This is a genomic window from Weizmannia sp. FSL W8-0676, assembly GCF_038593015.1.
In the GTDB taxonomy this organism is placed as follows: domain Bacteria; phylum Bacillota; class Bacilli; order Bacillales; family Bacillaceae_C; genus Weizmannia; species Weizmannia coagulans.
On record NZ_CP151954.1, the window covers coordinates 1,959,379 to 1,982,358 of the forward strand.

The window sequence follows — 22,980 nt, forward strand, 5'->3', positions numbered from 1 at the left end:
CCCAGCACGGTTAATCTACAAATTCAAACTCAAAATCCAAGAGGCGGACGGTATCGCCGTTTTTCGCGCCGCGTGCACGGAGCGCGTCATCAATGCCCATTCCGCGCAGCTGGCGGGCAAATCTCCGGACAGACTCGTCATGGCTGAAATTCGTCATTTTAAACAGCTTCTCAACTTTTTCCCCGTGGATGACGAAGCTGCCGTCCGGATCGCGTGTAATGGTAAAATCAGCCTTTTCTTTTTCATGCTTGTACAATACACGGGACGGTTCCGCATCCGGTTCTTCGCCGGCGTGAAGCGGGAAGGTAGGTGTTTCATCGAGCAAATCGGCAATCGCAAACAAAACATCCCTTAATCCCTTGCGCGTCACCGCGGAAATCGGGAAGACGCGTGCGGCATCATCGCCCAGCTTCTCTTTAAATGCCGCCAGATTTTCTTCCGCGCCCGGAAGGTCCATTTTATTGGCAATAATGAGCTGCGGGCGCTCAGAAAGGCGTTCATGATAAGCTTTCAGTTCTTTGTTGATCGTCAAATAATCTTCATACGGGTCGCGCCCTTCCACCGCCGCCATGTCAATGACGTGGACGATCACCCGCGTCCGTTCGATATGGCGCAAAAACTGGTGGCCGAGCCCGACGCCTTCGTGCGCGCCTTCAATCAGCCCCGGCAGATCGGCCATGACAAAACTTCTGCCGTCCTCCGTCTCGACTACACCGAGATTCGGCACAAGCGTCGTAAAATGGTATTCCGCAATTTTCGGGCGTGCCGAAGAGACAACGGAAAGCAAGGTTGATTTCCCGACGCTCGGAAAACCGACAAGGCCGACATCGGCTAGCAGTTTCAGTTCAAGGACAATATAACGTTCCTGGCCCGGTTCGCCGTTCTCGGCAATTTCCGGTGCGGGATTGGCCGGTGTCGCAAAGCGGATATTGCCCCTGCCGCCGCGCCCGCCTTTGGCAATCACTGCCCGTTCCCCGTGGCGCGTTAAATCGGCAATCGTTTGCTTTGTATCGTCATCGATGACGACCGTACCCGGCGGCACCTTGACAATCATGTCTTCCGCCCCGCGGCCGTGTTTTCCTTTGCTCATGCCGTTTTCGCCGTGGTCCGCTTTAAAATGGCGCTTGTAACGGAAGTCCATGAGCGTCCGCAACCCTTCATCGACTTCAAAAATAACATCGCCGCCGCGGCCGCCGTCTCCTCCGGCAGGGCCGCCCATCGGCACATATTTCTCGCGGCGGAATGCGACCATCCCGTTGCCGCCGTCCCCGCCTTTCACATAAATTTTCACCTGGTCCACAAACATAAAAGATAAAACCACCTTTGCAATTGCTGTATCGTTAGGCTTTCGGAAAGATTATTTCAACCGGGAAAGCGGATGCCGGGTATGCGTGGATCACGTTCATCCCCGGGCAATCGTTTTCCAGAAACCCGGCGAGCAGTCCGCGCTTTTTTATTGTTCCGCTAAACTCGAAAAAGAAACGGGCACCGGATGGCAAAGTGCTGACCGATAAATATAACCGGTTGTCCCCATTTGGATCGGCTGCATCCTCAACAGCCGCGAGAAAATGATTCATCCAGCCGGTCAGCTCCCCGTCATCCGGGAGCGCATTCCGGTCTACATCCAATATTTCATATGCAATCTGCACCGTGTGCCCTTCCCAGTTATATGTAAGCAAAAGTTCGGCAAATTCCGACCGATGCAAATTTGATAATTTTGACTCCTGCTGCGCTTCCCGGATAATGTCTTCCACAATATTTTTGACTTTTTCCATCTTGTTCAAGCTGGCGTATCCTTTGATCAGCTGCACCTTGTTCAGCCAGTCATGCCTGGCGTGGCGAAGCACGTCAACCGTCGTCCATTCCCGCATTTTCATAGCTCCCGTTCTCCGAAATAGGTTATGTTTAAGTATAGCAAAAATTGCCCCAGGTTGCACGGGGCGCGAATGGATAGCGCACTCGCCAGGCGGGTGCGGCAGCGCGGTTTTTGTACGTTTTTCGGTACAGACGCGGCGTTTGTGCTGCCGGAAAATGCAAAAGCCCCGGGCCGCGAATATCGCAGCCCGGGGCTTTATGGGTCAGGCTTCTTGTGCCACCGGATATACGCTCACTTTTTTCTTGTCGCGGCCGAGGCGTTCAAAACGCACAACGCCGTCAACTTTCGCAAACAAAGTGTCGTCGCCCCCGCGACCGACGTTTTCGCCCGGAAAGACTTTCGTCCCGCGCTGGCGGTAAAGGATCGAGCCGCCTGTTACGAACTGCCCGTCCGCACGTTTTGCGCCGAGGCGTTTTGCGATCGAGTCACGGCCGTTTTTCGTGGAGCCGACCCCTTTTTTGGAAGCGAAAAACTGAAGATCTAATTTCAACATGATGCTCACCTCCTATTCAAAGGTTATATGGATAAATTCGCCGTATTCCCGTTCTATCGTCTCGAGGGATACAACCATGCCTTCAAGCAGAATCTGCACTTTTGCCGCCTGTTCTTCCGGCAGCTGCGCAGGGATTTTGCATTCCAAAAGGCCGCTTTCGGACTGGCGGATTTCAGGTTCAACCCCCGCCACTTCCATAATGGCGTTCACCGTCCCGAAAGAAACAGCGGAAGCGCCGGCACAGACAATGTCCTGGCCGTATCCGGCAAATTCGGCATGGCCGCTCATTTCAAAAGACGAGATGTTCCCATTCTTTTTGCGTTTGATGCGGACCCGGATCATGCCGCGTGCACCTTACGCATTGATTTTTTCAATGACCACTTTTGTGTACGGCTGACGGTGGCCTTGTTTTTTATGGTAATTTTTCTTCGCTTTATATTTGAACACAACGATTTTTTTCGCACGGCCGTGTTTTTCCACTTTACCCGTAACCGTAGCGCCTTCAACAACAGGGCTGCCAACTTTTACCGATTCGCCGCCGACAAAAAGAACGCGGTCAAATGTAACAGATTCGCCTTCTGCTGCATCCAATTTTTCAATGTATACAGCCTGGCCTTCTTCTACTTTGATTTGTTTCCCGCCGGTTTCAATAATTGCGTACATCACTGCACCTCCTTAAGACTCAGACTCGCCAAAGACAGGCGTTTTACGAAGCGTAAAAACTTGGAAAGCCTGTTCCTGAGCGGTTGTAGCACAGGGCGCTACAAACATAACATACTGATGGTAACACACACTTTTTCCTTTGTCAATTGGGATCTTTGCCTTTTGCGGCAAGCGCGGACAGGGGCCCGAACTGCCGGATGGCATAAAACGGATGCGCATCGCGGGAGATGTGAAAAAACAGTCTCATGCCGAGCAGGTTTTCCAGCCGCTTTAAGTGTACCCCCGTTTCCCCGCAAAAACAATCTTTCACATCTTGCGTGCATTCAATCAAAACGGCTTCGTAATCCGCGTGCGGCGCTTCCCACAGCTCGCGTTCGAGGCGGAAAGCAAGCGTCTCGGGGCTTTCGATTTTGCCGCTGCCCCCGCAGACCGGGCAAACGGAAAGCAGTGCCTCGGGGAGCGATTTGCGCGTTTTCTTGCGCGTCATTTGCAAAATGCCGAGCTCCGTAAAACCGGTGATACGGGTTTGCTTCACGTCGTTTTCCAGCTCTTTTTCTAGCGCCGCTCTCACTTGCGCGCGCTGTTCATCGCGCTGCATATCGATAAAATCAACGAGAATGATGCCGCCGTAATCGCGCAGTTTCAGCTGGCGGCCGATTTCTTTCGCCGCAAGCAGATTCGTTTTCAGCACCGTCTCGGCCTGGTCCGTTGTGCCCGTATATTTTCCGGTATTCACATCGATGATGGTGAGCGCTTCTGCTTCGTCGATGACAAGATAGGCGCCGTTTTCAAGCCAGACCACTCTTTTCAACGCATCCTCAAGCGCCCGGTCGATACGGTAGCGGGTAAAAATATTCTGTTTTCCGCTATAGAGCTCAAACGCCCAGTCCAGTTCCGGCCGGCCCGCAAGCAATGCTTTCAGGCGGGCAAGCGCCTCCGCATCGTCCGCAATCACCATGCCGCTTTTTAAACGGGCAAGTTCGCGGAAAATTTCCGCTTCCACCGTGCTTTTTTCGTGCAGAACAGCCGGCGCTTTCAGTTGTGCCGCCTTTTCGAGCAGGCTTTTGTACCGAAGCCTGAGGCATTTTAGTTCATCGCGCCACCCGTCCCCGCCGGCATGGATGGCCGCGGTCCGGACAATAATCCCTTCCTGCGGTTCAAGCGCTTTGCGGGCCCTGGCCCGCCACTTGTTCCGGTCCGCATCATCCGCTTTTTTGGAAACAGCCGTGTACTTTCCTTCCGGCAGATACACAATCTGTTCCCCCGAAAGCTCAATGATGCCGGTCAAAAGCGGCCCTTTTTGCCCTGTTTCATCTTTTTTCACCTGGACCATGACCGTCTGCCCGGGCGAAAGATAAGCGGAAATCGCGGCATTTGGATTTTTGCCGTGCACAAAAGCGGGAAGCCGGCTGATATGCAAGTAACCGTGCCGGATGCCGCCGATATCAATAAACGCGGCATTGATGCCGGGTTTGACGTCCGCCACCTTGCCGAGATAAATATTCCCGACTTTTGCCGCGCCGCCCGGCTGCCGGATGCGGATGGCGGATACTTCGCCGTTTTCCATGACCGCATACCGTTTTTCCCTTGTTTTCACATTGATGATGATTGACCTGTCCAAAAATTCCACCACACTGTCTTCGCTTTCAGCCGCTTCTATTGCGGTTTCCATCAATAATTATACAGAATATCGCTTACTTTCGCATTGGTTTGCTTCTCGGAAAAAAAGGCGTGAAGGAGTTCATTTTCATCGAGTTTCCCGACTTCCACCCCGTTTTTAAGGACAATGAGCGGATGTTTGCGCCCGCGTTTAAAGCTTTCAAGCACTTCATACAAGTATGCGCCCGCATCCACTTCGATCGTTTCCAGATGGCGGAGCGGTTCCCTTTTTCCGTAATACCGTTCAAGCAGGAAACGGATAAAAACAAAGTAAAGCTGTTTCCATTCTTTCCAAAGTGCGGCATATAAATAAACGACGATCGCCCAGACGTTCAAATTTGCCGGCGCATTCAACAGGGCGGCCGCATGAAAAAGGAACAGCGCGATAAACGAACAACAAATCGTCATCCGGAATGCGCGCAAAAAAGGATAGACCGTGGAAAACGCCATATTCAGCAGTTTCCCGCCGTCAAGCGGCCAAATCGGGAGCAAATTAAAAAAAAGAATGGCCCGGTTCCACTCCCCGATTTGCGTATACATCTGCCCGGGCAAGATATCGAAACGGAACAACACGTGCGCGAAAACAGCGATCCAAATATGCTGGAGGGGGCCTGCAAGTGTCACGATCAGTTCTTCTTTCAGCGGGCGGTTTCCGTGTTCCTCCGTTTCAGCGACGCCGCCGAACGGCAAAATGGCAATTCTTTTAACCCGCCATGAAAAATATTGCGCCGCAACCGCGTGCCCCATTTCGTGGATGAAAATGATCGCAAACAGCAGGATGAGATCCTGGAAACGGGCGGTAACAGCAGCAATGGCGGCCACGGCCCAGAAAAGGGGATGGATTTTGATTTTTTTCAGAAGCCAAAACCGCTCATTCAAATTTAATCACCTGGATCGGGTCGATAAAACCGCCGTCTTTTTTAAGCGCAAAATAAAATTCCCCTTTTTCCCCGCTGCTTCGCGCCGTGCCGACCTTTTCGCCCGTCTTGAGGCTGTCATACTGGCCCACATCAATTTTGCTGAGGTTTGCGTACCATGTTTCCGTTGAATCGGCATGCTGGATAATGACGGTATTGCCCAGTTTCGGCTTTTTCCCGGCAAAAATGACCGTCCCGCCGCTCATCGCTTTTACGCTTGCGCCCGGCTTTGTTTCAATCGTAACCCCTCTTCCATCGGCTGAAAAACTGGTCAGAACTTTTCCCGATACCGGCATCGCATATTGCGAATCTTCATTGGAAGCAGCGGTTTCCGTTTTTGACGATTTTTCCGGAAAGAGCGCGACCGGCTTGCCAAACTTTTTTTCATACCAGGCGGCTGCTTTTGCAAATTGAAATTCGGACGCCATTACCTGTTTGACGGCGGCTTTCGGCTTGTCAAATTCCGGACGTTCCGATTTAAACAGAATTGCCACAGCGAGGACAAGGCAGGCAGAAGCCAGAATTTTAAATAGCACCGTTTCTTTTTTAAAAAGCGGATGCGGCGTTTTGCCCGGCGGTTCATATACATGTGTGCCTTCATCCTTAATCAGGCTCGCATAGACCGTTTCTTTGCCGTTATAAGCCTGTTTCATCGTTTTTCTCCGCTTCGCCATTTGCCTCCGGATTTCATCGGCGCGGTTTCCCAATCGATTCACCCCTTCTGTACAGGCATTCGTTTATTACCAATGTATGACCTGTCCAAAGCGGTTAGAACCGGGAACAAAACAAGCCGCCCTGATCGTTTGGAAAAACGTTCAGAAACGGCTCTGCCATTAAGAAGATTTCGAACTAAATAATTTTTTAAAGCGCGCAAACATGCCGGGTTTCTGGTCTTCAAGCGGCATTAAAGGCACCGTTTCCCCCAAAATCCGGCGGGCAATATTCCGGTAGGCAAGGGAGGCGCGGTTCGTCGGATTTAGCGCAATCGGTTCGCCCTGGTTCGAGGCGCGGATCACTTCTTCATCATCGGCTACAATCCCGATCAAATCGATCGATAAATGGTTTGTCACTTCATCGATGTCCAGCATGTCCCCGCTTTTCATCATATGGCTCCGGATCCGGTTGATGATCAGTTTCGGTGGCTCGATATGTTCTTCCTTTTCCAAAAGCCCGATGATCCGGTCGGCATCCCTTACCGCCGAGATTTCCGGTGTTGTCACAACAATCGCCTGGTCAGCACCCGCCACTGCATTTTTATATCCCTGCTCAATGCCGGCCGGGCAGTCAATCAGAATATAATCGTAATCCTGTTTTAACCCGTGGATCAATTGTTTCATTTGTTCCGGCGTGACGGCGGATTTGTCGCTTGTCTGGGCAGCCGGCAGCAAAAAGAGCTTGTCATCGAAACGCTTGTCCTTTACGATTGCCTGGTGGATTTTACAGCGGCCTTCTACGACATCGACCAGATCGTAGATAATCCGGTTTTCAAGCCCCAGCAGGACATCAAGATTACGGAGCCCGATGTCTGTATCGACAAGGCAGACTTTCTTTCCGAGAAGCGCGAGCGCTGTCCCGAGGTTTGCCGATGTCGTCGTTTTGCCGACGCCGCCTTTTCCGGATGTGATGACAATCGCTTCACCCATATGAGAACCCTCCTTTTAATCTTGTCATATTCGGCCGCAAATATTTCAAAACTTGCAATTTATCAATGATAATATGGTCCGATTCATCTATGTAAGCACATTCCATCTCATGCCGGCCCTCTTCCCCGTAATCATCAGGGGCCCGGTTCAGGCAATCGGCAATCCGGATTTGGGATGGAACCATATTGGAAGCGACAACAACGGCGTCCCTTCTCCCGCTGTAGCCGGCATGCGCAATGCCGCGGAGGTTTCCCATGATAAAAATATTGCCGTTTGCAATCACGGTACCACCCGGATTGACATTGCCGATAAGCAAAAGATCGCCTTCCGCCTTTAACACCTGCCCGGACCGGACGATGGTGGTGACAGGCACAATTTCATTTTCCGCTTTTTCGCGCGCAGCCGCTTCTTTTGTGATGACATTGCTGATGATTTCATCGACAACAAGGTTGCGCCGGGAACGCACAAGGCTTTTGATCTCCTCTTCCTGACCGGGCGTCAAATAACGGTTGCCAAGCTGAATTTTGACGGCAAGAATCGGGCTGTTCTCTTCCTCATCGGCAGCCTGGGCCAGTAATTTTTGCTCTAACTCCGCCTTTAAAGCTTGAAAGGAGCATTGGTCGTTTAAATGCAGCACAATTCCGTCTTTCGTGCCTTTTATGGTTACATTTTGCGTTTTTTTCATTTCAAACTGCTCACCTCAACGGCTGATAAATGAAACGGCATCCATCCGAAATGGCTTTCAGACGGCGTTTTTCGGCCCGGCACACGGGATTTCAAGCCTCCGTGCGTGCGGTTCCTGCCGGTTTTTCGGCCCGCAAACCCCTTTGCTTTTTCCACTCCCCCTTGTCCGGATCATTCGACAAAAAGGCAGGAAATCCTTCTTTCCCATTTTAACAGATTTTCTCCCCGCCGGTTATTCCTTTTCTTCTTCCCTTGCGCGCCGCTTTAAAAAATTTCCCATCGGATACCATGCCAAAATAAAAAAAGCGGCGTTTAAGATCAAAGTCGGCCAAAGCCTGAGCAAGAGAAAATCGTCAAATCCCATCACCTGCGGATTAATTAAAGCATTGATGCCATAGACCAAAAATTCGACAATCGCCATGTTTAAGACTGCCACAAGCGTGCCGGTAAAAATATTGGATTGGAGGATCCTGTCCATTTTTTCTGTCAGGTAAACCGCAAGCGGATAGAAAAACAGATAAATGCCCAAAATGCCCGTGTAAAAAGCATCAAACAGCATGCCGAATACAAAGGCATAAATGATGGAGAGCCTTTTGCGGTAATGCATCCCCATTAAAATCAGCATCACGAGCAGAAAATGGGGAACGATGGTAAATTTTCCGCCAAAAGAACGGGCCGCAAAAAATTGGGCAAATAAACTTTCAGCAATATAGCACAGGCTTAAAATCAGAGGGAGCACGATACGTTTCATCACTGCTCTCCCCCTGCGCTGCCTAGGTTCACTGCTTTCCGGTTGATGACGAGCACTTCGCGGACATCATAAAAATTGGCTGCCGGCTTCACATAAGCGGTTTGCGTCAGCCCGTTTTCATCCGGGGTCACTTTTTCAATGTCACCAATCAGAAGCCCGCTCGGAAACATGCCGCTTAAACCGGATGTCACGACATGATCGCCTTTTTTGACTTTGATATTAAAATCAAGCTGTTTCAAAAGCAGCATTTTTGCTTTTTTGTCGTATCCTTCGATTAAACCGTAAGCGTCTTTTTTGGCATTTTGCACTTTGGCGGATACGCGGTTCGTTTCATCGGGCGAGCTCAAAAGTTCGACGGTTGAATAAAATTTGTCGACCTGCGTGACTTTTCCGAGGAAACCGCCTGAAGTGACGACAGCCATATTTTTGGCAACGCCGTTGACTTCGCCTTTATCAATCACCACTTGCTCGTACCAATTATCCGGATTCCGTGCAATAACCTGGGCCTGAATGGACTCTGAATCTCCGAGACTGTTTTTTTCCTTTATAATAGATCTCAAATTTTCATTTTCTTTTTTCAGTTCGTGATTTTGCGCTTCCAGGCTTGTCAGCTGTTCCAAATGGGATTTCAGCTTTTTGTTTTCGGTATATGTATTTTTTAAGTCCTCGATATTGTCAAAAAAACCGGCAAGGGCATTGGCAGGTTTGGCAATGACGGACTGGCCGAGCCCGACGATATCGCGCACAAACTGTTCCGGTTTTGAAATCCGGTCGCGTTCCCTGATGGAAAACCCGATCATGGCGACAAGCAGGATAACACTGATTAAAAGGACGATCAATCGTTTATTCAAAAAAAACTGTGGCATAAAATCCACTCCCATAACACTTTGTTCCGGCCATTCCCGGATTGAAAACCATTCTCCCGCCAGGAAAGCCGGCAGGAGAATGAGTTAACAGGACACTGGCATTCTTCTTATTTAGAATCTTTTGCTTTGTTTTTAAACAGTTCAATATTTTCGAGCGCGCCGCCTGTTCCGATTGCTACGCAGTCGAGCGGGTTTTCGGCAATGAGCACCGGCATTTCGGTTTCTTTGCTGATGACATGGTCGAGGTTGCGCAACAGGGCACCCCCACCTGTCAGGACGATGCCGCGGTCCATAATATCAGCTGCCAGTTCAGGCGGTGTCTGTTCAAGCGTGTATTTGACCGCATCGACAATGGCATACACCGTGTCGTGCAGCGCATCGGCCACCTCATCCGCGGAAATCGTGATCGTCTTCGGCAAACCGGTCAGCAAATCCCGGCCCCTGATATCCATCGGTTCGATCCCCTCCGGCTCGCCTGCTGAACCAATTTCCATTTTAATTTGTTCTGCGGTCCGGTCCCCGATTAAAAGATTATAATTTTTGCGGATATAACTGATGATCGCTTCATCCATTTCATCCCCGGCCACCCGGATCGACTGGCTTGTCACAATCCCGCCCAGCGAAATAATCGCCACTTCCGTTGTGCCGCCGCCGATATCGACAACCATGCTTCCGGTCGGCTCCCAGACAGGCAGCCCGGCGCCGATCGCTGCTGCAAAAGGCTCTTCAATCGTAAAAGCATCCCTTGCCCCGGCCTGGCGGGTTGCATCAATCACCGCGCGCTCTTCCACCGCCGTGATGCCGGACGGAACGCAGACCATGACATACGGATTTTTTGAAAAAAAGCCTTTTTTATTTGTGGCCTGCTGAATATAATACTTCATCATCGCAGCCGTCGTTTCATAATCCGCAATCACGCCGTCTTTCATCGGCCGCGTCGCCACGATGTTTCCCGGCGTCCTGCCGATCATTTTTTTCGCGGCATCCCCGACTGCGACAATTTGTTTCGTATCCGTCTGGATAGCCACAACGGAAGGTTCCCGCACGACAATTCCTTTCCCTTTTATAAAAACCAATGTATTGGCTGTCCCAAGATCAATCCCCAGGTCTTTACTTCCGAACATGGATGTATCTCCCTTTCTTCACGATAAATTTTCATCACCAGTTGGTGCCATACTTTTGCTTATTTATGGATGCCGCTTTGAAAATGCATCCGGATTCTGGCTTTCCGGCGCAGTGCCGACCGTAAAAATCATACGATTTATTATATCGTAACCATAAAAAAATTCAAAGCCTTACAAATACCCTTTTTCTCTCAGGCTCACAAATTTTTTCTCACCGATGATCAAATGGTCAAGAATCTCAATCCCCATTATTTTACCACATTCGGCAAGCCGTTTGGTAACTTCGATATCTTCTTTGGAAGGAGAAGGGTCCCCGGATGGATGGTTATGGAAACAAATAATGGAAGCAGCTGAACGCCTGAGCGCTTCTTTGAACACTTCGCGGGGATGGACGATCGAGGCATTTAAACTTCCGATGAAAATCGTCTGCCGGTGGATCACCTGGTTTTTAATATTTAAATACAGGCAGACAAAATGCTCTTGGGACAAAAAGCGCATATCATTCATGACATAATTGGCCCCGTCCTGCGGCGTGCGGATCACATAACGCGTATCGTGCTGCAAATTGGCGATCCTTCTGCCGAGTTCAATGGCGGCCAGAATCTGGACCGCTTTTGCTGTGCCGATGCCTTTGATGGCTGTCATTTCCTCAAGGGAAGCATCTTTTAAAAACCGCAAGCCTTCAAAATGGCCGATCAGCCTGTTGGCAAGCTCGAGCACCGATTCATCTTTCGTGCCGGTACGGAGTAAAATGGCAAGCAGTTCCTGATTGGAGAGGCTCTCCGCTCCTGTGCGGATCAGCCGTTCACGCGGGCGGTCTTCTGCAGGAAAATCTTTGATCAGCATTTTTTCCAAATGAATTCCTCCTTTTCTAAAGCAGGAGGCGGGGGAATCAAACCAATGGGCTTTTGTATGAGAGATACAATTGTATCGTACCAAAAAACGGGCCGTGTAACAACTGCAAATTCAACCTTTTCAGACAAAAAATCGTGCCATGCGGGCATTCGTGGCACCGCAGCTTTTCAGCCGGAAGCCCGCATTTGGTTTCAATGCCCGCTGTAAACCTTTACGTAGTCCAGCAGGTTTTGTTCGGCATCCGTTAAATCCTGCCGGTTGCCGCTTTTTTGATAAGCCGCGAGCGATTCATACGCGGCCGTTTCGTATTTTTTCAGCCGGCCGAGCGTTTCCTGCCTGACTTTTGCCAGCTTTTTGACGTTGCCGGCTGCTGTTCCGACTGTCTTCATGCCGTCCGGTGAAACCTCTCCGTTCTGGACAGCGGCGGCCGTTTCTTTTGCCAGTTTTTGAAAAAGCGGAACCGTTTCCCGGGCAAAAATTTGCTCATCCTTTGTCGTCGTTTGGACCTTTTTGCTGGAAAAACTGATTTCTTTTGCATACAGTTCGACGCCTTTGTCTTTCCAGGCACTTTCCATTTTTTTGGCCGTGCCAGGGCTGTCGGCCACACCTGCAAAAATATAGCGCTGCCCGTCCATCGAAAGCTGCATCGACGGGACCTTTTTTGAGGCGAGTTCGCGCGACACTTTAGAGGCGGCGCCTTCCGTGCTGAACACCCCTGCCTGGATGATGCCGATGCTTAGCGCCGGAAGCCTGGCCTCTTGCTGTGCTGCGCCCGTTGCAGCGCCTTCAGCCTGCTGATTCGGGAGTTTTGTTTGATGATCTCCGTACGCAATAAATTTTAATACAACAAACCCGAGCAGCGCCCCAAACACAACTGCGGACACGACAGAAAACAAAATCGCCGGCGCGGCCCTATTCGCCGCCGTTTTTTTCGGGAAGATGCTTTTCTTTTTGGGCGCGGGTGTATAATGGATCGGCCGGAATTCTTCAATCTGATCCGCATCGAGTTCGGGCAGCACCCATTCAAATGATTCCTCTTCTTTTGCGCTGTCTTCCTGTGCGGCAGCCGTTTCCTCGGCCGCTTTCCAGTCATGGACTTTTACGCTGTCTTCCGGCTGCTCCTTTTTTCCGCCCACTTTGACTGTAATTTTCGCCTTTTTTTTCGCCTTGTCCAATGCTTTCACCTCTCCTGCCCGATTTGCTTCATGCTACCATAACCGGCAAAAAAAAGAACAAGACTTTTGTCGCCTTGTCCAAAAACCATTCGCCGATTTCCGGCATTTTATGCAAATTTTATCCGAGCCCGGAGAAACGCAAATACATCCCGATAAGGCTGTTTCCGAAAAAATAGGCGGTAAGCGCACCGATGGCGATAAACGGCCCAAACGGCACCGGTTTTCGTTTTTTAAATTTGCCGGCAGCCATCAAACCGACGCCGTAAAGCGCGCCAAAGAGGCAGGCCAGAAAAAAGGCCAGAAAAGTTTTCTCTATGCCGAGCACAAGCCCGATCACAAAAAACAATTTAATGTCCCCGCCGCCCATCGCGCCTTTTGTGAAAAAGGCAATGAGATAGAGGAGGCAAAAGCCGAAAACCGCCCCGAGCCAGGCGGACCACCACGGCGATGCCGGGTGAAAAAGCCGGACGGCGGCAATGGCGGCTGCAAAAGGAAACAGCACTTTATCAGGAATAAGCATATACGCCAAATCGGAAACGGTAATGATGACAAGCAGCGAAATGAACAAAATGGCAAGCAAAAATTCAAGGCTCCAGCCGAACCGGTAAAAAGAATAGGCAAACAAACCCCCGGTCAGCGCCTCAAATACCGGATAAACCGGGGAGATCGGCGCGCGGCAGCTTCTGCATCTGCCCCGTAAAGCAAGAAAAGACAATACCGGTATATTTTCATACCAGCTTAACGAGTGCCCACACTTTGGGCAATGCGACCCGGGACGGATAATCGATTCATGATTCGGCACGCGCAGCCCGATGACATTATAAAACGAGCCGAACACCATTCCCAGTACCGCAAAATAAGCAGTCCATAATCCATGCATGTTTGATCCCTCTGATCTTTCAGCATAAGGTATTTTCTTGGTTCGCTACCGGCAAGCAACGAGCGATATTAAGCATATGTAATGGCAAGGATGAACATGCCGAAAACTTATTGCTCCTTTATTGCGACCGGGTCACTTTTATGTCCCGCTGCCGGCACGTCGATTTCCGGCAAATAGTCCGAATACCGGCTTAACGCCGGGTAATAAAAAGTGGAAACCGTGACGGTGTACTGCAATCCACTCGATCCAGGCGCTCCTTCCCCCGGACTGAAATTGAGGCTTTCGATCACTGTAATGCGCGGCAAGTTTTCAATCGTCTGTAAAAATGTTTTCATGCTCTTGTAGCTGTCTGACTCCACTTTTAAAGTATACGACAGTTTTTTGACACCGGCAGGCAGCACGTCTGTTTTTTGCTGTGTGCCGGATGAGGCGCCGCTCGTTGTGCTTTGTGTAGCCTCCTCGCTCCCGGACGTACCGGCGGAGTCCTGCTGGGCGTCTGTTTCCGTAATCCGGCTGCCGGAAAGGGCCTCTGCCATCCTGAACTGAAGCAGCACTTGTTCCGCAAGCGGTTTTGCCGGGATTTTCCGCATCAGGCTGACGACATTGCCAAGCTGCAGTTCCGGGCTTTGCTGTTTTTTTGACTGCAGGCTGGATAGCACCTGCTGTTCCGATTTCAACGCGGCTTTTTGCCCGGCCAGCCCGGACTTGGCCGGCGCCAGCACAAACCAGTACAAACCGGCTGCACCGGCAAGGCAAACGGCAAAGAGGGCAAGAATGATAAAAAGCTGCTTCCGGTTTAAACGGAGGTTCATTGCTGTTCCTCCCTTTTGCCGGCGGCATTGAGCGCGGCTTGATTGAGCTGGATCGTATATGTCGCTTCATAAACCGTTACGCCCTCCGCTTCCCCGGTTGCCGCATTGTCCGGGCCGGCCGTTCCCCCCGCCGCCGGGGAAGAAGTTGAACCGCCCCCCTTTGTTTCACCGGCCGTTTTGGATGCAGCAGATGAGGAAGAGGAACCGGTTTTAGACGTTCCCGAAGACGATCCGCCGGCCGTTTTGGACGCATCTGATCCGGAAGATGTGCTGCTTGCCGTTTTGGAAGTGCCGGATGTTGTGCCCGTTCCTGCAGCTGAGCCGGTTGCAGCGCCGGATGTGCCGCTTGACGAAGCACCGGCCGTTTCCGTATTCATTTTGATGCTGTTTAAGACGGCGCCGCTGAAATACGGGCTGTCATTCAGCCGTTTTAAAAAGTAAACCGCTTCATCAGGAGAATCAAACTGGACGGTCACATTCGCGCCTGTGCTGCCGCAGGAAAAGTCCGTGATATAGCCGTATTGCGGCAAAAGTTTGGTAAGCTTGTCCAATACCGGCACCGTCTTGACCGGCGTATCGCTTGCCCATTTAACGGCGGACGAAAGCTTTTTGAAATCCTGTATGTCCGCATTGCTTTTTTGCGCTGCCTGTTCAGCGGCCTGGAGCGCTTCCGTCTGTTTGATTTGCTGATTGACAGCAGCAAGGTCCTGTTTTGTCTGATGGAGCGCAATAAAGAAGACGATGAGAAAGATGGCGGATGCACCGGCCAGTATCCCGGCCCAAAAGAGCAATGCGATATTTTTCGGTTCTTTTTTCGGCAGCAGGTTAATCTCAACGAGCATTTATTTCACCTCTTTCAGTGCAAGGCCCAAAACAGGCGCAAAGCGGGCGGGAAACGGCTGCCCGGTTGCGGAAGATACTTTTTCCGTTACAATCATCGTGACCGGAAGGCCAAACTGCTCCGCAAGATTCTCCGCAACCCCAGGCAAATACGGATAATCGCCGTTCAGCAAAATTTGATTGACTGCATCCTGCCCTTTCCGGATCGAAAACTGGTAATAATTCATGATTCTGTCCAGCTCTTTATAAATATTTTCCGTCTGGTAGCGGAGCAGCGGGTCGCCCTCCGGCCAGCGGTACTTTTTTTCGCCAAAAGCACTGGTCTCCGTCTCCCATTTGGAAAGCGGAATATCGACTTCAATCTCCCTGGCAAGCAGCGGGAAATGCCGGTGGAAAATGGTTGCAGTGGCCATGGACAAATCAAACTGGAGTAGGAGCAGGTGGTCCATCGCATTCAACGTATTCAAATGATAAAAAGACCGGTAGGCGCATAACGGGGAAATATCGGCAGCAACCGGGCTCAGGCGGATGCCGTTAAAAAAATCGGCATAATCTTCGACGACATCCCGGGGCGCAGCAAATAACAACACCTGCTTTTCTTGATTCGATGCACCAAGGAGCGCAAAGTCAAATACAGGATCGTCAAACGGCAAATGAATGGTGGAACCGAGCTCAAGGGTAATATAACCTTCCATTTCATCCATGGCAATCTCATCCGGAACAGCAATTTGGCGCACGACGACAAAATTGTCGGGCACAGCAAAACGAACTGGGTGTTTTCCCTTCAGCCCCCAATCACCAAGACATTCTTCAGCGATCATCGCAAGCGTCTCGGCATCGATGATTTTCCCGCCGCGGACTACCCCTTCCGGCAAATACCGCTCGCCCATTTTCGCAACAACAGGCGGGTCAGCCTGCCTCAATTCGAGAAAACGAATGACATGGTCTTTGATAATGAAATTTCCGGTTTTTTTCGATGATGGAAAAAATGAGCGTGGCATCATGATGGCTCCTTAAATCTTTGTAAATTTATAACCTAAGGCTTCTCCAATTAATTAAAAGAAACCTTAGGTTATAATATTTAAAAAATCGCGCATGTTAAATCATTTGTTTACTGTAGTGTCATATTTGGTTGATTTATCGTTTATTCCACCAATGGTTGCATTTTTAAATGTTACTGTTACCCCATCATCTTCACCAGTACCATTTAATTTATAAACCATTTTTCCACCATCTTCATCTACTGTTACAGAGTAGTCACCATTAAGATTCACTTCATCATCCAAATACTTATTTATCATTTCTTTAGTAATTTTTTTATCCGTGGGAACACTGTTCGAAGATACATAGAGTTTCGCAGCATTGATTACTTGGACAGCATCCGATTTAATGGCACTGATTTTTGAATGCTTGATGATGGTGTTAATCGCCGGGATCGCAATCGCGGCAATAATGGCCAGGATCACAATAACCGCCAACAGTTCAATCAACGTAAAGCCCTTTTGATTTTTCAATAACTTCCTTTTCTTGTTTAACATCGTTTCTCCTCCTCATATCCTAGATCTTTTCACCTATATTATACATGGTTGTGTTGCATAATCCTACCTTTTTTGGCCAATTTATTGAACATTATTATAAATTTCGAACATCGGGATCATGATGGCGGCAATGATCGTGCCGACAACGGCTGCGAGGACAACGATCATAAACGGCTCAATCAGCGCTTTGATCTGGTCGGTGGCGGCTTCGACTTCGGCTTCGTAAAAGTCAGCGACTTTGCCAAGCATGGCGTCCAGCGCACCGGTTTCCTCGCCAATCGCAATCATCTGCGTGACAAGCGGCGGAAAGACCCAGTGGCGCCGCATCGGTTCTGTCATCGACTGCCCTTTTTCCAGCGCATCGCGGGCCTGGCGGAGCACTTTTGTCATCACTTCGTTTTCGACGATTGCCTCCACAATCGACAATGCCTGTAAAATCGGCACGGAACTGGAAAACAGCGAGCTCAATGTCCGCGTCATCCGGGCAATGATCGATTTTTGGACGAGCTTGCCGAAAATCGGGAATTTGAGCAACGCATAGTCCAAATAAAATTTGCTCGTTTTGTTTTTGCGCAAAACGACCAGCAGCACGTACACCCCGATCAAAATCAGCACGACAAGCCACCAATAATGCTGCATAAACCTGCTTGCTGACAAGACAAGGCGTGTGACCGCGGGCAGGCTGGCGTTATAGTTTTTGAGCATTGAAACAAAGGTCGGGACGATTTTTACGAGCATAAAAATGACGACAACAATCGCCATCACCCCAACAAAAGCCGGATACGTCAGCGCCGACCTTACCTTTTGCCTTGTGCGGTGCTGTTTTTCGTAGTAGGTTGCGAGCCTTTCCAATGTGCCGTCAAGGTTGCCGCCCGCTTCACCGGCGTAAACCATGTTAATGAACATCGGGGAGAACACTTTTTTATGTTTCGCGGCTGCCTGGGAAAGCGGAATCCCGCCGCGCAAATCTTCTTCGACAGCCAAAAGCGTTTTCTTTAATGTCTTGCTGCTCGTCTGGCTGGCAAGTATGCTTGTGGAATCGACGACGGTTACGCCGGCTTTCAGCAGTGTTGAAAACTGGCGGAGGAAAATGACAAAATCCTGCAGTTTCACCCTGCCGCCGAGGCTGATTTCCATCGTCATCAGCGTTTCCGGCAGCTCGTTGATTTGGAGCACACGAACGCCCTGCCCGCGCAGCTTTACCAGCGCCTCCCGTTTCGATTCGGCCGTGACGACGCCGTTTTTCTTCCCGGCTTTTGTCCTTCCCTCGTACTTAAATCGTGGCATTTTGGACAATCTCCTGTAAATAAGGTTCTGCCGCTTCTTTGGAAATCGCGCCCACTGCAAGCAATTCCTTCACATCGGTTTCAAGCGTGTGCATCCCGAATGCGCGGCTCGTCTGCAGGACATTCACGATCTGGTGAACTTTTTCATTGCGGATCAGATTGGCAATGGCCGCGTTGTTGACGAGCACTTCCGTGGCAGCCCTCCGCCCTTTGTTGTCGGCTGTCGGAAAGAGGCGCTGCGAAATAATCCCAACTAAAACATTTGCCAGCTGGATGCGGATTTGCGCCTGCTGGGACGGCGGAAAAACGTCAATGATCCGGTCAATCGTCGACGGCGCGCCCGATGTGTGCAGCGTGCCGAGGACAAGATGCCCGGTTTCCGCCGCTGTAATCGCTGTATGGATCGTTTCGAGATCGCGCATTTCCCCTACCAAAATAACGTCCGGGTCCTGCCTGAGTGCCGCGCGCAGGCCGTTCGCAAAGTTTTGCGTGTCAAACCCGACTTCGCGCTGGTCAATGATGCATTTTTGGTGTTTATGTAAATACTCAATCGGGTCTTCAAGCGTAATGATATGTTTGTGCAGCGTTTTGTTCATATGGTCGATCATGGCGGCAAGCGTCGTCGATTTCCCGCTTCCGGTCGGCCCTGTCACCAGCACTAAGCCATGCGGTTTTTCCGTGAACGCATACAATACAGGCGGCAGATGCAGTTCTTCAACTGTCGGGATCGCAGTCGGGACGACACGGATCGCCAGCGACACGCAGTTGCGCTGCCGGTACACATTGATCCGGAAACGGGATACGCCCGGGATGCCGTAAGAAAAATCAAGCTCCCCGCGTTCCTGGAAAACCGGCCACATGGTATCGGAAATGATCGCTTTCGCCATTCCTTCCGTCATTTGCGGCGTCATTACTTCTTTTCCGTAACGTTTCAGCTGGCCGTTTAAACGCAGTATCGGCGGCACGCCAACGGATAAGTGAAGATCCGATGCTTTCAGTTCAAATGCTGAGCGAAGCAAGTATTCAATTTTTTCCTTCATTCCTTTCACCTACTCCGGTAGGGCGACGCGCAACACTTCTTCGGTCGTTGTCAGCCCCTGCTTTACCTTTAGTAATCCGTCGTCGAGCAGAAAAATCGTTTTATTTTGGATTGCATACTCCCTTAATTTGGACAAAGGTTCCCCGTTCATAATCCCGCGCCGGATGTTTTCATTGATCATCAACAGTTCCTGGATCGCCATCCGCCCTTTGTATCCGGTCATGTTGCAGTTTCCGCATCCGCGGCCGCGGATAATTTTTTCAATTTTGATGCCGCGTTTTTTAAAAATTTCTATTTCCCGTTTTGTCGGCACCTGTTCTTCTGCGCAGTCGCGGCACACTTTGCGCACGAGCCGCTGCGATACGACACCGCTGAGTGAGGTGGCAACGAGAAACGGCTCAACGCCCATGTCTATTAATCTTGTAATTGTGCCGAGCGCATCATTGGTATGCAGCGTACTTAAGACGAGATGGCCGGTGAGGGAAGCGCGGATGGCAATTTCAGCCGTTTCCTTGTCACGGATTTCCCCGACCATGATAATATTCGGGTCCTGCCGCAAAATCGCCCGCAGCCCTTTGCTAAACGTCATGCCGACCGCCGGATTGACCTGAATTTGGTTGACGCCTTCAATCTGGTACTCCACCGGGTCTTCCACCGTAATGATATTCACCTGTTCATCATTGAGATGGTTTAGGGCCGCATATAAAGTCGATGACTTCCCGGAACCGGTCGGCCCGGTTATTAAAATGATGCCGTTCGGGCGGTGGATCAGCTGCGTAAAACGCTTGAGATTTAGCTTGTTAAAATCGAGCTGGTGGATATCATGGATGGCTGTTGACAGATCCAAAATCCGGAGCACAATTTTTTCCCCGAATACGGTCGGTAGCGTTGATACCCGGATATCAACCGGATGGAAATCGACGTCAATTTTAATGCGTCCGTCCTGCGGGATGCGGTGTTCGGTAATATCGAGATTTGCCATAATTTTAATACGCGCCACAAGCACGCTTTGCATCGATTTCGGCAGCACCCGTTCCGTCCGCAAAATCCCGTCAACACGGTAACGGACGATAAACTTTGTTTCCTGCGGGTCCAGATGGATATCGCTCGCCCGCATTTGGACGGCATTTTGCAAAATCTGGTTGACGAGCTGGACGACAGGCGAATCTTCTTCCCCCGGACCGGTTTCAGCCGCCTCTTCCTTTTCAGCAATGCCGTCCAGCAATTCTTCCATATTGTCATCGAAGTCGTAATACTTATGGATCGCCCGCAAAATATCGTCTTTCGAGGCAATCGCCGGTTCAATGCGGAAGCCGGTCGATAGCCGCAAGTCATCGATCGCATTAAAATCCATCGGGTCCGCCATTGCGACAAACAGTTTATCCCCGTCTTTTTTGAGCGGAATAAGAAGATTTCGTTTCGCCATTTCTTTCGGCACAAGGTTCATGATGCTCTGGTCAAAAGGATAGCGGAAAAGGCTGATGTGCGGGATGCCGAGCTGGAATTCGAGCGCTTCAATGAGCTGCTGCTCGGTAATCAGCCCGCGCTGAAGAAGCACATCGCCCAGTTTTTGGCCCGCCGCTTTTTCCTTCAGCACCTGTTCCAGCTGTTCTTCTGTAATCAACCCTGCATCCACCAATAAATCGCCAAGCCTTTTTCGCACTTGTTTCATCTGAATTCCCCCGCTTTATCTGTTATGTCCCGGGCCTTTCTTATGTCAGCTTTTGCTATCCGCCCCGTTATCCTTGCCGTCATGCGTACCGGTGCTGTCTTTGCTGTCATTTGAAGTTCCAGCTTTTGTGCTGCTGCTTTTTCCGTTCTTTTTTGAAGCTTCCGCATCGGCATTTTTTCCGCTGCTTTTCGCAGCCTCCGCGCCGGCACTTTTTCCGCTGCTTTCTGAATTGCCGCCGCTTGTTGGCGTGTCCGTTTCATTACCGGAACCGTTATCTGTTTCCGATGAGCCATCCGTGTTTTCCGTTTGCGCCGGATTGCCTTTTGCAACGATTTGTGCCACCGGCGGATAAAAATCTTCCGCCAACAGCACGGATTTCAGCAGGCCGTGATTCCGGCTGTAAATATTGCGGAACACCCTGGCATAATAACCTGCTTTTCCAGCTTTCACGACAACAGATTGATCCGTTTTTAAAGCGGCTTGAAATTGCACGGTTGTTTCGGGATGAATCGTTTTTTTATCTTTCAGCACCATTTTATAGTTTTCGAGAAAAGGCCGGCCTGCCACAGAAACGGAAAAAACGCCGTTATGAACCGTAAATTTCAGCTGATAAGCGGTTGGGTTCGGGTTGACAAAAGAGAAATCCAGCTTTCCTTTCACCACTTTTGCTTCTTTTCCAAGCGCTGCATAATACGGCAGTTCGTTCCCCGTATTGCGTTCAATGATTTCAAAATTGGTCGGCAGCACCGCCCCGTATACTGCGGTTGCGATTATGCTGAGTGCTTCATTTGAAAAAGAAGCGCCTGTTTTTTCCGCTGTTTTTAATAAGGAAAACATCCCGTGCGCAGGAATGTTGACTTCCGGAAACTGCTTTGCCCAATTTTCGAGCTCCGTTGCTTCCGCAATCGAAACATTTGATACGGAACCTTTTGATACTGTCGTTTCTTTTTCGCTCCCGTCCAGGGCATAACCGGACAAATCAAAGGAAAGATTGGTGGTCTCAAGCCTGGCAGCGGCATGGCATATGGCCTTGTCCAGTCGGGAAATATCCACGTCATCCGGGCTGACGTCTGGAAAAGACTTTGAGACCAGGTTCCGAAGCCCGTTATCGTCAAGCGTAACAACAAGTGACGAGGCCTGCCCGTTTTTTACCCGGAGCATGCTTTCTGTTACGGAAAAATGCAGCAGTCCAGCCGGAAGCTTCACCGTTTTTGACAAATAGACAATTTCTGCCGAATTGGATGCCTTCCATTTCTGCACGGCAGCCGATAATTTTTGCCGTGCCTGCTCTTCAGTCAGCCCGGACAGCTCTATTCCCCCGGCTGCAGTGCCCTGCGCATATTTTTCTTTATGGCCGAATCCGTTCTCAATGGCCAAAGCCCCAAAATGTGAGAAACTGAATATAAAAGCTGTGCTGATCAATAAGATTGTAAACACTTTTAAAAACCGCTTGTTTCCCACACTTCAACGCCGCCTTTCATTCATCAACATGCATGGACAATTCAACAAGAACACCCGGCCCGGCCTCCTGCGCCCGCTTAATGTCTTCTTCAGACAAAACCGTTCCGGCCGTGATAACCCGTTCCCCGTTTCCCGCGTAAATGTCTTTTGACGCTTTCTTTCCTTTTAAAAGTTCCACCTGTTTAGCCCGGAGCGCCTCCATTCCCGCTTCGCCCGGTTGTTCAAGATCCTCTTTCTCTTCTTTTTTCAGCAGTTCTTCAGGATCGTCAAGAAAATGGCCGGGTGCTTCCTCTTCCACAACGACAATATCTTTTCCGTACGTCATGACAAAGTCAGCAGAAAGGATCGTTTCCGACTCGCCTGTTTGCAAAACAATGCCTAAAATTTTGCCTGTATTTTCATCCGCGTAAAATTCTTTTACTTCGCCAACCAGTTCTCCTTTCCGGGTCATTACTTTCGCGCCGACAATGCGGATTTTTTTGTTGACGAGCTGGTCTGCGATCGGAATTTCATTTAAATCAATAACAGCCCTGTCGCTTTCCACGGTGACCGCATACTCGCCGATGCCGACCACTTTTTTGAATGGAATCGCTTTTACGCTTACTTGCCAGTCTTCGTGCTCGATCGTTAAAAAATCGACGGATCCTTTGTCCGGGTTAATGACAAAAGATTTTACTTTTCCGATTTCAGCGCCTTCAGAAATGCTGATGATCGGCTGGCCCAAAATTTGCGTGCTTTTTTTCATC

At 50.2% G+C, this 22,980-nt stretch carries 25 protein-coding genes and 1 other annotated feature; all 25 genes read right to left on the minus strand.

The window, feature by feature from the left end:
* Positions 1–10: 10 nt before the first annotated feature.
* Positions 11–1,306: a GTPase ObgE gene (gene obgE, locus NST20_RS09685; RefSeq protein ID WP_342399356.1), complete on the minus strand. Its 1,296-nt coding sequence runs from the start codon at positions 1,304–1,306 to the stop codon at positions 11–13.
* 34 nt (positions 1,307–1,340) lie between these two features.
* Positions 1,341–1,871: a Spo0B domain-containing protein gene (locus NST20_RS09690; RefSeq protein WP_235962419.1), complete on the minus strand. Its 531-nt coding sequence runs from the start codon at positions 1,869–1,871 to the stop codon at positions 1,341–1,343.
* A 207-nt stretch (positions 1,872–2,078) separates the two neighbouring features.
* The gene (rpmA, locus tag NST20_RS09695; RefSeq protein WP_013859801.1) at positions 2,079–2,369 is read right to left on the minus strand and encodes a 50S ribosomal protein L27; all 291 of its coding nucleotides are present in this window, start codon (positions 2,367–2,369) and stop codon (positions 2,079–2,081) included.
* A gap of 12 nt (positions 2,370–2,381) precedes the next feature.
* Positions 2,382–2,711 carry a ribosomal-processing cysteine protease Prp gene (locus NST20_RS09700; protein WP_013859802.1) on the minus strand — a complete coding sequence of 110 codons (330 nt, stop codon included), beginning with the start codon at positions 2,709–2,711 and terminating at the stop codon, positions 2,382–2,384.
* 12 nt (positions 2,712–2,723) lie between these two features.
* Complete coding sequence (rplU, locus tag NST20_RS09705; protein WP_013859803.1) at positions 2,724–3,032, minus strand: 50S ribosomal protein L21; 309 nt, start codon at positions 3,030–3,032, stop codon at positions 2,724–2,726.
* A gap of 11 nt (positions 3,033–3,043) precedes the next feature.
* Positions 3,044–3,127: a sequence feature (ribosomal protein L21 leader region), on the minus strand.
* A 47-nt stretch (positions 3,128–3,174) separates the two neighbouring features.
* Positions 3,175–4,704, minus strand: a complete 1,530-nt coding sequence (locus NST20_RS09710) for an Rne/Rng family ribonuclease (RefSeq protein ID WP_342399357.1) — start codon at positions 4,702–4,704, stop codon at positions 3,175–3,177.
* On the minus strand, positions 4,704–5,570 hold the full coding sequence (locus tag NST20_RS09715) for a M50 family metallopeptidase (RefSeq protein ID WP_328197884.1): 867 nt from the start codon (positions 5,568–5,570) through the stop codon (positions 4,704–4,706). Before NST20_RS09715 ends, NST20_RS09710 begins: the two co-directional genes overlap by 1 nt.
* A complete protein-coding gene (locus tag NST20_RS09720; protein ID WP_029141933.1) occupies positions 5,563–6,315 on the minus strand; it encodes a M23 family metallopeptidase in 753 nt (250 codons plus the stop codon). The genes NST20_RS09715 and NST20_RS09720 overlap by 8 nt, the downstream gene beginning before the upstream one ends.
* 126 nt (positions 6,316–6,441) lie before the next feature.
* Positions 6,442–7,251, minus strand: a complete 810-nt coding sequence (gene minD / locus NST20_RS09725; RefSeq protein ID WP_017552666.1) for a septum site-determining protein MinD — start codon at positions 7,249–7,251, stop codon at positions 6,442–6,444.
* A complete protein-coding gene (gene minC / locus NST20_RS09730) occupies positions 7,244–7,936 on the minus strand; it encodes a septum site-determining protein MinC (protein ID WP_327076374.1) in 693 nt (230 codons plus the stop codon). Before minC ends, minD begins: the two co-directional genes overlap by 8 nt.
* A gap of 231 nt (positions 7,937–8,167) precedes the next feature.
* Entirely contained in the window at positions 8,168–8,686 is a 519-nt protein-coding gene (gene mreD / locus NST20_RS09735; RefSeq protein ID WP_041819195.1) for a rod shape-determining protein MreD, read from the minus strand.
* A complete protein-coding gene (mreC, locus tag NST20_RS09740) occupies positions 8,686–9,552 on the minus strand; it encodes a rod shape-determining protein MreC (RefSeq protein ID WP_342399358.1) in 867 nt (288 codons plus the stop codon). The genes mreD and mreC overlap by 1 nt, the downstream gene beginning before the upstream one ends.
* A 107-nt stretch (positions 9,553–9,659) precedes the next feature.
* Positions 9,660–10,676 carry a rod shape-determining protein gene (locus tag NST20_RS09745; RefSeq protein WP_029141928.1) on the minus strand — a complete coding sequence of 339 codons (1,017 nt, stop codon included), beginning with the start codon at positions 10,674–10,676 and terminating at the stop codon, positions 9,660–9,662.
* A gap of 171 nt (positions 10,677–10,847) precedes the next feature.
* On the minus strand, positions 10,848–11,531 hold the full coding sequence (radC, locus tag NST20_RS09750) for a DNA repair protein RadC (protein ID WP_342399359.1): 684 nt from the start codon (positions 11,529–11,531) through the stop codon (positions 10,848–10,850).
* 191 nt (positions 11,532–11,722) lie between these two features.
* Positions 11,723–12,715: a hypothetical protein gene (locus NST20_RS09755; RefSeq protein ID WP_230951701.1), complete on the minus strand. Its 993-nt coding sequence runs from the start codon at positions 12,713–12,715 to the stop codon at positions 11,723–11,725.
* Positions 12,716–12,824: 109 nt separating this feature from the next.
* The gene (locus NST20_RS09760; protein WP_342399360.1) at positions 12,825–13,586 is read right to left on the minus strand and encodes a prepilin peptidase; all 762 of its coding nucleotides are present in this window, start codon (positions 13,584–13,586) and stop codon (positions 12,825–12,827) included.
* Between the two features lie 107 nt (positions 13,587–13,693).
* Positions 13,694–14,398, minus strand: coding sequence for a type 4a pilus biogenesis protein PilO (gene pilO / locus NST20_RS09765; RefSeq protein WP_342399361.1), 705 nt, complete (start codon positions 14,396–14,398; stop codon positions 13,694–13,696).
* On the minus strand, positions 14,395–15,240 hold the full coding sequence (locus NST20_RS09770; protein ID WP_342399362.1) for a PilN domain-containing protein: 846 nt from the start codon (positions 15,238–15,240) through the stop codon (positions 14,395–14,397). Before NST20_RS09770 ends, pilO begins: the two co-directional genes overlap by 4 nt.
* Positions 15,241–16,239 carry a pilus assembly protein PilM gene (pilM, locus tag NST20_RS09775; RefSeq protein WP_342399363.1) on the minus strand — a complete coding sequence of 333 codons (999 nt, stop codon included), beginning with the start codon at positions 16,237–16,239 and terminating at the stop codon, positions 15,241–15,243.
* Positions 16,240–16,341: 102 nt separating this feature from the next.
* On the minus strand, positions 16,342–16,776 hold the full coding sequence (locus NST20_RS09780; protein ID WP_342399364.1) for a prepilin-type N-terminal cleavage/methylation domain-containing protein: 435 nt from the start codon (positions 16,774–16,776) through the stop codon (positions 16,342–16,344).
* A gap of 81 nt (positions 16,777–16,857) precedes the next feature.
* The gene (locus NST20_RS09785) at positions 16,858–18,063 is read right to left on the minus strand and encodes a type II secretion system F family protein (RefSeq protein WP_265115136.1); all 1,206 of its coding nucleotides are present in this window, start codon (positions 18,061–18,063) and stop codon (positions 16,858–16,860) included.
* A complete protein-coding gene (locus NST20_RS09790; protein ID WP_207368102.1) occupies positions 18,050–19,102 on the minus strand; it encodes a type IV pilus twitching motility protein PilT in 1,053 nt (350 codons plus the stop codon). The genes NST20_RS09785 and NST20_RS09790 overlap by 14 nt, the downstream gene beginning before the upstream one ends.
* Positions 19,103–19,111: 9 nt before the next feature.
* Positions 19,112–20,773 (minus strand): ATPase, T2SS/T4P/T4SS family, encoded by a 1,662-nt coding sequence (locus NST20_RS09795; protein ID WP_342399365.1) that lies wholly within the window; start codon positions 20,771–20,773, stop codon positions 19,112–19,114.
* Between the two features lie 45 nt (positions 20,774–20,818).
* The gene (locus NST20_RS09800) at positions 20,819–22,234 is read right to left on the minus strand and encodes a VanW family protein (RefSeq protein ID WP_342399366.1); all 1,416 of its coding nucleotides are present in this window, start codon (positions 22,232–22,234) and stop codon (positions 20,819–20,821) included.
* A gap of 16 nt (positions 22,235–22,250) precedes the next feature.
* Positions 22,251–22,979, minus strand: coding sequence for a PRC-barrel domain-containing protein (locus NST20_RS09805; protein WP_133536308.1), 729 nt, complete (start codon positions 22,977–22,979; stop codon positions 22,251–22,253).
* Between the last annotated feature and the right edge of the window lies 1 nt (position 22,980).